A 10,447-nucleotide genomic window follows, 5' to 3' on the forward strand; every position below is an offset into this window, starting at 1 on the left:
CTCACTCCTAATTTAAAATAGCCACCCTATCGGTGACTATTTTTCATCATATTTCAATACGGCCATAAAGGCTTCTTGAGGAACTTCTACACTACCAAGCTGCCTCATTCGTTTCTTTCCTTCCTTCTGCTTCTCTAGCAGCTTCTTCTTACGGGTGATATCTCCCCCATAGCACTTCGCCAACACATCTTTTCTCAAGGCACTGATGGTCTCTCTGGCAATAACCTTTGAACCAACAGCCGCTTGGATAGGAATGGCAAACATGTGTTTAGGTATTACTTCTTTCAGCTTCTCACAGATCACTCTTCCTCTTGAATCTGCCTTACTTTCATGGACGATCATGGAAAATGCATCTACCGTTTCTTTATTTAATAAAATGTCTAGCTTTACCAGCTTCGATCGCTGATATTCCTTAAATTCATAATCCAAGGATCCATAACCCCTTGTTCTGGATTTTAAGGCATCAAAGAAGTCATAAATCACTTCATTAAGCGGAAGTTCATAGTGCAGAACTATCCTTCTAGCATCCAGATATTCCATATGTTTCATCATTCCTCGACGGTCTTGGCATAACTCCATGACGCTTCCCACATAGTCATTAGGCAGCATTATCTTCGCCTCAACAATAGGTTCTTCCATATAGGCAATTTCTTGGGCAGAAGGCAAATTGGTTGGATTTTGAATCATTAAGACCTCACCATCCGTTTTTGTCACTCGATAGATAACACTGGGAGAGGTTGTAACCATATTTAAATCAAATTCACGTTCTAATCTTTCTTGAATGATTTCCATATGGAGAAGTCCCAAAAATCCGCATCTAAAGCCAAAGCCTAATGCAACGGATGTTTCTGGTTCAAATTCCAAAGCTGCATCATTCACCTGCAGCTTTTCCAGCGCATCTCTTACATTTTCATATTTTTCTCCCTCGCCAGGATAAATCCCGCAATATACCATTGGTACAACCTTCTTATAACCCGGCAACGGCTCCTTGGCAGGGTTTATAGCACTAGTAATGGTATCTCCTACTCGCGTATCCTGGACATTTTTAATGCTCGCTGTCACATAGCCTACATCTCCAGCTTTTAGCTCATTCACAGGAAGAGGCCCTGGAATAAATACCCCTACTTCATTGATTTCAAACTTTTTCCCTGTAGCCATCATCAATATTTTATCACCAGGTCTAAGGGTACCTTCCTTCACTCGTACATAAGCCACCACACCTCTGTAGCTGTCATAGTAGGAGTCGAAGATTAATGCTCTCGGCGTACCCTCCTCATCTCCTGATGGTGGTGGTACATGTTTCACAACAGCTTCTAAAACATCTTCAATATTCTTCCCCTCTTTCGCAGAAATAAGGGGCGCATAACTTGCATCAATACCGATGATTTCTTCAACCTCTTCCTTAATCTCATCAGGTCTGGCACTAGGCAAGTCAATTTTGTTGATTACTGGTACAATTTCTAGGTTTTGATCAATTGCTAAATATACATTGGCGAGAGTCTGGGCTTCTACCCCTTGGGCAGCATCTACCACCAAGATGGCACCTTCACACGCTGCCAAACTTCTAGATACCTCGTAAGTAAAGTCTACGTGTCCTGGTGTATCAATCAGATTCAAAATATACTCTTCTCCATCTTGGGCTTTGTATACAAGTCTTGTACTCTGGAGTTTAATCGTAATTCCCCGCTCTCTCTCCAGTTCCATGTTATCTAGTATCTGATCCTTCATCTCCCGTTGGGTAAGCAAACCTGTTTTCTCAATTAATCTATCTGCAAGGGTTGATTTACCATGGTCAATATGGGCAATGATACAAAAATTACGTATCTTCTTTTGTCTATTACTGCTCATACAACTCCTCCTCTTTACACGTTCCCATAATCCATATCATTATAACATAATTCGATTTTTTCGTATATATAATTCCTGCTACACAAGTTTATCACCGTATTTCATGAAATATATCCATAGGATTATATCACCTACAGCTTTTATTGTCTATATGTATAAAAAACAATAAGCCGAGTGCTGTCCTCGGCTCCTACTCTTCAAATTTAACAAGCTGATCCTTCTTCTCCATCAGCACTTTCAAAAAAACTTCTATGTCATTCTTTACTAGTGAAACACTATTCTTGATCTCTTCCTCATCCACAAGTACTTTCTCTCCACATATATAGAGTTCATGTACACTATCACTGATCTTATTATGTCCGAAGACTTTCGGCTCTTCAAGCATCATCATCCATCGGGTGGATCCATCTACAATCGATATTCCACCAAATAACAGAAGCATGAGCATAGCAATACAAACAAGCCTCCCTCGGACTCGTTTTTCCTGTAGCCTTATTTGCATTTGCTCCTCTTTTTTTCTTTCAACTCTGCTCACATGCATCACCCTTATTAGTGTGAACATCGTCTTTGCGTTTTATTCACCTGAAGGTCTCAAAAGAAAAAGAAGATACGAATATCTCCTTTTTACTACTCTTTGATATCTTGAATGACCGCATCCATTATCTCTGCCACATATTTAGTCGTGCGAACTGCCTCATCGACATGATTGGATATATTTCCAATTTCAATGAGCAAATAATAATCAGAATTATATTGATTAAACTTGGCATAATCTTTCATTAATGATTTTTTGGCTAATCCAGGATACATACTTTCACTTTTTGCATAAAAGTAATCGGCAAAAGTTTTTAGCTGATCATAGTTGTCATTTTTCCCTCCAAGAATCAGCTGAAATTTTGCTACCTTTTCACCATTAATCGTAAGGGAATTATTGGCTTGATCTTGGTTCATTACTGCATCACGATGGACATCAAAAACAATTTTCAAAGAGGGCTGCTCTTTTAAATTTTTACGTAGGGTCTCTAGAGACCTCACATAGGATTGCTCATAGGACGGATGGTCATGTACCGTATCATCATGGATAATCTTATAGCCTTTCTTTACTAGTTGCTCCTCCAATCTATCTCCCACATATCGCACTGTATATTTCCGATTTTCTAAGGAGTGAAAGTTACCACCGCTCTCTGGTAAATAGGATTCTGTTGCATGGGTGTGAAAAATGAATATGGTTGGCTTCTTAGTATCTAGTTTTAGTTTATTTGGCATCTTTGCTGGAATCATCGAGCTAACGATTTCAAGACCTGGCATTGGATCTGCTGTTGTAGGCTGTGAATCAGATGGCGTCATAGGCACCTCAGTGGTACTATGTTGGTCATCCTCTACCTCAGTATTAGGCTGCACATCTGGAATCTCCACAGGCACCTCAGCTACATCATCCGACGTAATTTTTCCAGAACCATTCACTGACTGGATTGCAGTGCTTGGATCTATCTCCCTTACAATAGGTATTTGAGCTTGTAAAAGGGTTTTAGGATCTTGATAATCGAAGTGAATCAACCGACTTAAAGCTAGTTTCATGATCCCCTTGTAATCTTTTGCTCCATAGGTTTCTTCATACATAACGTCCATCAGTGGAATGGCCTTATTCATCATCATCACAAAAATATTGTCATGGATATCTTGATCCTGATTGATTCTGTCCATTTTCACTGCTGTTTCTATACCATTGGCTTTTACTACAGAAGTATCTTTCACCTCTACCATAAGGACAGAAAAGAATAAAGCAAACATTAGAATTGTTGTAAGTATCGTTATTAATTTAAAACACTTTTTAACTTCAATCACCTTGATGCGGATCAAGATATGCACCTCTCTTCTGTTTTTTCCTGTTGTTAAACCATGCTATATAAGTATATGAGGGGTGCTTTTTATATATGATAATACTTTTTCTTAAGATAATGAAATCCAAGTTTGTCTCAGTATATTAAAAGCCAAGCTATGTCAAAATCTAGGAACAAAGCCTGGCTTAAGAATACATTACTATTTTTTAATGGAGATACCTATTCACGTCTTTGAGATCAATCCCTGGGTGCAAAGCAATATTTAAAGCGTTGGCTATAATTTGGGATAGATTTGTAATAATCATATCTATATCTTTTGTTGTCACAAAAACATTGGCACCATAAGGATCTAGCACTTCTTTAATCAATGAATATTTGTCTTCATCTGACATCTCCCGTAGCATGTGGAAAAATTGTGATCCTTTCGCAGCCTGGCTCTTTAGAGCTTCTACCACTAGTTTTATTGTATCATTGGTCAGCGTTGCCGCATCTACCACTGTAGGAACTCCTATGGCTAATACAGGCACGCCCATAGTTTTTTCACTAAGTTCTTTTCTTGTATTTCCTACCCCAGACCCTGGATTTATACCCGTCGTGGAAATTTGTATGGTGGTATGGACCCTTTCCATTTTCCGAGAGGCTAGAGCATCAATGGCAATCACCACATCTGGTTTTATTTTTTCAACGATCCCTTGTATGATTTCCACGGTTTCAATCCCTGTGGTACCCATAACACCTGGAGAGATTGCACTTACCGATGTCATGGTAGGATCTTCTTCTTTTCCATAGGTCTCAAAAAAATGTCTAGTTACTAAAACTTTTGATACCACTTGAGGTCCTAGGGCATCAGGTGTAACATTCCAATTTCCTAGTCCAACAATAAGAGTTTTTAACGTCCTATTATTAGGTATGAGCTGCACCAACTCTTTCGCTAGCAGTTGGCTTACTTGATCTTTTAAATCAGCATCAGCCTTTTTCAAACCTGGCGCTTCAACGGTGATGTAGTTTCCCTCTGGCTTACCCATAATTTCACTACCCTGTTTATTAAAAACCTTCACCCTTGTCACCGTAGCAAAATCTTCTTCTTTTTGTTCTACCTCAACACCAGGAATCTCCTGTTTTGTATTCTCACGATACATTTCCCTTGCTTCCAAAGCTAGGTCTGTCCTTACTTGAAACATGACAACACCTCCAATTCTATAAATATAGTGTGCTCTCATATTACATTTTTATATACAAAACAACGGAAATATATTTATAGAAGAAAAGTTATGTATAATTTTAAAATTTTCTGGGTATAAAACAACTAGTACTTTTTTCCTTGCATTTTGAAAGTAATCATGATAGAATATCTTTTGTTGAACTGGGTATAAGGGGGTGAACAGGTTGGCTAATATTAAATCCGCTAAAAAAAGAATTCATGTAATCGCTGTAAAAACAACTAGAAACAGAAGAATCAAGTCTATTGTTAAAACTGCTATTAGAAGATTCGAAGAAGCTCTAGTTGCTGGTAACATGGAAGAAGCGAAGGATAAGTTCCGTTTTGCAGAAAAGAAGATCACACAAGCTGCTGCAAAAGGTACATTCCACAAAAATGCTGCTTCTAGAAAAGTTGCTAGATTAGCGAAGAGATTAAACGATGCTGTAAAGCAAGCAATGTAATTTTTTACCAAACAACCGTCATTAATTCCCCATAGATATAAAAGCGTACAATGTACGCTTTTCTGCTTTTTTGTACCTTATGATACATTTTTAATGACCACAGCGTCACTATTTCACATAGGTAGCAAATTCACTAATTAATAATTCCATCCCTAACCTCGGAGAAATTTTTCCTTTCTTGATACCACGATCCGTTTCTAAGCATTTATAAAGAGCCATTTGCAATGAATTTTTATCGAAGTTTGTAGTTTGCTTCAGATATTTTTTAACAATAAATTGTTGCAATCCTAATTTAGGTGCAATGGCCATAGGTGTATAGCCCTGAGACTCCATCAACTTGATTTGGTATAATATCCTGAACTGTCTTGTAATCATGAAAAGTATTCTGATTTCGGGCTCACCTTCTAATAACATATCACTTAGCAGCATCAGCGCCTTTTCACCTTTTTTTTCTCCGATAGATTCTACCAGATTAAATATATTGTTTTCGATGGTTTTTGGCGCCAAAAGCTCAATATCTTTTAGCGAAACAATGGGTTGGTCTCCAATATAATCAGATATTTTTTTTATCTCATTTTCAAGATCCTTTAGACTTTTATTCGAACCTTTTTCCAAATAACTCGACACTTCAATAAAGCGTAGAATATCCTTCTCACTGATTTTTTTTCCAAACTTCCCAAAGGATTTGGCCACCCACTTACTTAGATCTGTCCCATCCATTTTGTCAAATTCTACAACTTTACCATATTTTCCAATATCCTTTACGATTTTTTTTCTCTTGTCCAAACCTTCCGTGACAGTAAAGAGTAAATAGGTTGTATATGATATATTGGATAGATATTCAATCAATCTCTTTTCCTCATCCTCGCTAATGTTCTTGCGTTTTCCGGCAAAGCACTCCAAATCCTTTACAATAACGAGCCTTGCTTCCGCCATAAATGGTAACGTCTCACAAGCATTGATAATTTGATCTACGGTAGTATCCTTTCCATCAATTACCTGATAGTTCAATTCTGAAAATCCATCATCTACTAATTTATTTTTAATCCCACGAATTGCATGTTCCATAAGATAAAATTCCGTACCATGAAAAAGATAAATATGGGATAGCTGATTATTTTTTAAATCTGCCATAACATCCTTATAGCTCATTGCATTACCTCCAATTTTTAACTCCCATACATTGTAGCACACGCGTACGCAATTGTAAAATCACACATTCCTCTGCCATTTTCTTTTTATGGTAATAGCGTATATACTTCAATCTGTTCCTCATCTAGCATCAACCGTATTGCACCATGTTTATCATTTCTAAAAATCAAGCTTCTACCTTCATTATATCTTTCGATTACTTTGGGATGGGGATGTCCAAAACTATTTCTACCTACTTGAAACACCGAAATTTCTGGCTTTATACTCTGAATCCATTGTTCAGTACTGGAATAAACGCTGCCATGATGGGGAACTTTCACCACATTCACATCCAATCCAGGGTAATGATGTAACATAACGTTTTCTGCCTCAGCCTCGATGTCACCAGTCCATAATATTTTTTTGTTTTTATAATTCATTAACAGTACAAGGGAATTGTTATTGACATCGTCTCGACTAGACTGAATAAGTTCTTCATCAGGATGCAGAACCTTCATGGTAACGTCCTCTTCTATCATAATTTCACTGCCTTTTTTCAGGAAATGAATCTCGATATTTTTTTCCTTACATTCTTTTTCCAAGGCAACCCAATCCTCTGTCTGAAAAACATCTGTCCCTGCAATCACGAATCCAACCCGTAACTTATCTAATACTTGTATCAACCCACCCACGTGATCATTATGAGCATGGGAAGCAAAAATGATATCTATCTTTGAAATACCATTCTTTAATAAATATGGAACGATAATATTCTTTTCCTTCCTATCTACTCCCTGATAAAAGTTTCCTCCTCCATCAATCAGTAGATTTTTCCCTTTAGGTGTACGGATAAGGGTGCAGTCCCCCTGGCCTACATCCACAAATATAACCTCCATCTGACGAGGTAATAAATTCACCATGATCCACAAGATCATACAGATTCCAAGAAACCCATACAGGCATTTTTTTCTATGTAATTGCCATTTCTCCATATATCTCTCATTCAATATTAATATTCCTACGAATATAAAATAGGCTATAATAAGCCATTGACTAGGCGAAGAGACTAGCACATATGAAAATGGAATGGAGGCAGATATCTTAATAATGGCTAACATCAGGCGAATCCCTATCATCACAACAAAACCTATGAAAGAAGCAATGGGTAAACTCAGAATTCCTATAATCACCATGGCAAAACCAGCAGGCACGAGGTAACCCACAATCATCACGATGGGAATATTGATGAATACAGATGCTATAGATAGGACATTAAAATGATATGCCACAATGAGCCAAGTCCCCAGTTGGGCAGCCAAAGAAACAGCTATAAGTTGAGCTAAAGAGCTAGGCATAAAGACCATTTTCTTTAGAATTGGCTGATAAAGCAAAATAATGGATAGCACCGCTACAAAAGATAACTGGAATCCAATATCTGTAATCAAAAGAGGATTTGCTAATAGGAATAGAAAAGCTGCTGCCAGCAAAGCGGACAAAGAATCATACTTCCTGTTGAGAATAGGGCCAATGGTCAAAAAAGTTGCCATGGTTACAGCCCGTAAAACCGATGGTGAAAAACCTGTAATTGCAGTGTAGCTCCAAAGTGCCATCAAAACGATGTATACCCTAATCTTTATCGATGTTTTTTGTAAAAGATAATTCAATACCATATAAAGAATTCCTACATGAAGGCCAGAAACAGCCAGTACATGGGCAGCACCCAGCGCTTGAAAATCCTCATAGATTTCGTCCTCTAGCTGATCTTTGTCACCGAGAAGAAGGCCTAATAAGAACCCACCCTCTCTTACCTCCAATGTACTGAAAATAACATGGGTCATTTTATGCTTTATCTGGTTAGCTCCTTTTAAAATAGCATTCGTTTCACCATTTCCGATGATTTCTAGCGCTTCTACCTGTCCATAGATCAAAGCATAAATTCCTCTTGTTTTTAAATACATTTTATAATCAAAGGTCTTGGGATTCCTGGGTCCCTGAGGCTCTCGAATCGTCCCATAAATACCAACCCTTTTCCCAACAATATTCTTTCCCAGCTCTGTTTCTCCTGTAAGTTTTACTAGAACAGTTTCACTCAGCCTGATGTTCTGTCCATTTAAATTCAGTTCTCTCAGCTTTACTGTTAGCTGCGTTGTATCTCTATAGGATACATTCATAACATCGCCTATCATATATGCTTCTTGATCCCAATAGGGTACCATCTGGCCCTCATAGGATAGTTTAAGTAAAAGATTCCCCGCACCTATAAATAGAAATATACATATGATAATAGATATGCTTCCGATTTTTTTAGAAAGGACACCCATAATAAAAAAAATGAGTAAGATAGCGGCTCCAAATATATACGGATTATCAATCCAATACTTCAATACAATCCCGGCTACATAGGCACCTACTACAGGAATTAGCGGCCTTCTCATAAAACGCCACCTCCTTCATAATTGAAGTACTATTTTCTACAAATTTTTTCCAATTCCTCTCTCTTCTATATATCTTATAAATAAAAAGAAGGACTCCATTTAGGAAGCCCTCTTTATAAGACAAAGACATGTAGATTAATGCTCTAACTCTTTTCCTGTTCGCAAATGATTTGGAATAATCATTTTTGCTTTTGTATGGTCATTTCCAACATAGATCAAATCTGCTTGAATATTCACGCTGTGATTATTTTTATCATGATTTATTTCCACATTGTCTACCCTCGCATCATCCTGATGATAATTTAGATACTGGGATAATACATCTCTTGCATTGTCTGTACTAACATCTCCATCGTAGATCGTCAAATATGCTTGATCAGGCACCTCAATATATAGCTTATACTTATCGCGAAGCTTAACTCTTCTTTCACTAATGCTGTTTAACATCTACTCACTTCCTTTCATTATCCTTCTGATAATAAGGAGTCTATATTTATTATTACCTTTTTACCAAAAAGCTTACTGAGAGAAAGTTGCCATTATCATACACTTTATCAAATTTCATAGGTTTTCATTTCTTCAGATAGAATCAGATCACCATCAAAATTTTCCTTAGCTTCCTGTAGAATCTCATCCAGAGAATATCCTGGCCAAAAATGGGTAAGCATCAATCTTTTCACTTTGCTTATCTTTCCAATCTCTGCCGCCTCTTTTGCTGATAAGTGAACCATATCTATTATTCTATCTCGCTCAAGTACCCCACTTTCACATAACAGCAAATCTGCATCTTGGGCCAATTGAAAAATCTGATCACAATATTTTGTATCTGCTGAATATACGAATTTTTTCCCATCCTTTTCAATAGCTATGCCATAACTAGGTACAGGATGCTCCATTCTTTTGAAGTGAATGGTTAATCCATTCAACGGAATGATCAAATCTTCATAAATCTCATTCATAAGAAAAGCATTCTGAAACTGTAGCTTGTCAAAGTCCTCTTTTGGCTCGGCAGGAGCATATAAAGGAATTACTTTGGTAATAATACCTTTTGTCTTATTGATGCCTATAGCGTATCTCAGTACCATAGCATCGGCAATATGATCACTATGAAGATGGCTTATAATAATCATGTCTAAATCTTCCAAACTCTTTATGATTTGCTGGAGCCGGCCCAATGTACCATTACCGCAGTCAATTAAAATTTTTGTGTTTTCATTTTCAAAAAGATAACCAGAGCATGCACCACCTGCCCGTGGATATGGACCTGAATTTCCTAATACAGTAATCCTCATAAAAGACTCCTTTCTAAAACAATCTATACATATAATGTACCCATATTCAAAAGAAAGCAATTATGATTTTTGTGCTTTATTGAATTTGACTTCCTGTAGCGTGTATAGTCATAGTTTCAGAAAATGCGACATAAGATGGTTCCGTAGACCAGCCACCAAAAGTCAATATAAATTTTTTAAAAAAACTAGAGAAATCAAGTTGATAGAAAATAGGCATAACAAATAAGCCAAAGAAAAG

The 10,447-nt window shown here is 37.2% G+C and carries 9 protein-coding genes; 1 reads left to right on the plus strand and 8 read right to left on the minus strand.

From position 1 onward, the window contains the following. Positions 1-36 precede the first annotated feature (36 nt). The 4 genes from lepA to gpr all read right to left on the minus strand — a co-directional run bounded on the left by lepA (position 37) and on the right by gpr (position 4,870). Positions 37-1,848: a translation elongation factor 4 gene (gene lepA / locus HNQ80_RS19910; protein ID WP_184312446.1), complete on the minus strand. Its 1,812-nt coding sequence runs from the start codon at positions 1,846-1,848 to the stop codon at positions 37-39. Between the two features lie 190 nt (positions 1,849-2,038). Beyond that, positions 2,039-2,383 (minus strand): hypothetical protein, encoded by a 345-nt coding sequence (locus HNQ80_RS19915; RefSeq protein ID WP_184312447.1) that lies wholly within the window; start codon positions 2,381-2,383, stop codon positions 2,039-2,041. 92 nt (positions 2,384-2,475) lie between these two features. Further along, positions 2,476-3,708: a stage II sporulation protein P gene (gene spoIIP / locus HNQ80_RS19920; RefSeq protein WP_184312448.1), complete on the minus strand. Its 1,233-nt coding sequence runs from the start codon at positions 3,706-3,708 to the stop codon at positions 2,476-2,478. A gap of 187 nt (positions 3,709-3,895) precedes the next feature. Beyond that, complete coding sequence (gene gpr / locus HNQ80_RS19925) at positions 3,896-4,870, minus strand: GPR endopeptidase (RefSeq protein WP_184312449.1); 975 nt, start codon at positions 4,868-4,870, stop codon at positions 3,896-3,898. Positions 4,871-5,075: 205 nt separating this feature from the next. Here gpr and rpsT point away from each other — a divergent pair, with 205 nt between their 5' ends. Continuing rightward, positions 5,076-5,351 (plus strand): 30S ribosomal protein S20, encoded by a 276-nt coding sequence (rpsT, locus tag HNQ80_RS19930; protein WP_184312450.1) that lies wholly within the window; start codon positions 5,076-5,078, stop codon positions 5,349-5,351. Positions 5,352-5,459: 108 nt separating this feature from the next. On the opposite strand, the gene holA is transcribed toward rpsT, so the two are convergent. From holA to HNQ80_RS19950, 4 genes are all read right to left on the minus strand, one after another. Beyond that, complete coding sequence (holA, locus tag HNQ80_RS19935; RefSeq protein WP_184312451.1) at positions 5,460-6,503, minus strand: DNA polymerase III subunit delta; 1,044 nt, start codon at positions 6,501-6,503, stop codon at positions 5,460-5,462. An 86-nt stretch (positions 6,504-6,589) separates the two neighbouring features. Continuing rightward, positions 6,590-8,917, minus strand: a complete 2,328-nt coding sequence (locus tag HNQ80_RS19940) for a DNA internalization-related competence protein ComEC/Rec2 (protein ID WP_184312452.1) — start codon at positions 8,915-8,917, stop codon at positions 6,590-6,592. A 135-nt stretch (positions 8,918-9,052) separates the two neighbouring features. Further along, positions 9,053-9,364 carry a hypothetical protein gene (locus HNQ80_RS19945; protein ID WP_184312453.1) on the minus strand — a complete coding sequence of 104 codons (312 nt, stop codon included), beginning with the start codon at positions 9,362-9,364 and terminating at the stop codon, positions 9,053-9,055. Between the two features lie 107 nt (positions 9,365-9,471). Continuing rightward, positions 9,472-10,209, minus strand: coding sequence for an MBL fold metallo-hydrolase (locus HNQ80_RS19950; RefSeq protein ID WP_184312454.1), 738 nt, complete (start codon positions 10,207-10,209; stop codon positions 9,472-9,474). Between the last annotated feature and the right edge of the window lie 238 nt (positions 10,210-10,447).

The sequence above is a fragment of the Anaerosolibacter carboniphilus genome, from assembly GCF_014205875.1.
Taxonomy (GTDB): domain Bacteria; phylum Bacillota; class Clostridia; order Peptostreptococcales; family Thermotaleaceae; genus Anaerosolibacter; species Anaerosolibacter carboniphilus.

Bases quoted from the DNA above. Each gene is read 5' to 3' on its own strand.
- lepA (WP_184312446.1), bottom strand. From the start codon at position 1,848: ATGAGCAGTAATAGACAAAAGAAGATACGTAATTTTTGTATCATTGCC.
- gpr (WP_184312449.1), bottom strand. From the start codon at position 4,870: ATGTTTCAAGTAAGGACAGACCTAGCTTTGGAAGCAAGGGAAATGTAT.
- holA (WP_184312451.1), bottom strand. From the start codon at position 6,503: ATGAGCTATAAGGATGTTATGGCAGATTTAAAAAATAATCAGCTATCC.
- HNQ80_RS19940 (WP_184312452.1), bottom strand. From the start codon at position 8,917: ATGAGAAGGCCGCTAATTCCTGTAGTAGGTGCCTATGTAGCCGGGATT.
- HNQ80_RS19945 (WP_184312453.1), bottom strand. From the start codon at position 9,364: ATGTTAAACAGCATTAGTGAAAGAAGAGTTAAGCTTCGCGATAAGTAT.
- HNQ80_RS19950 (WP_184312454.1), bottom strand. From the start codon at position 10,209: ATGAGGATTACTGTATTAGGAAATTCAGGTCCATATCCACGGGCAGGT.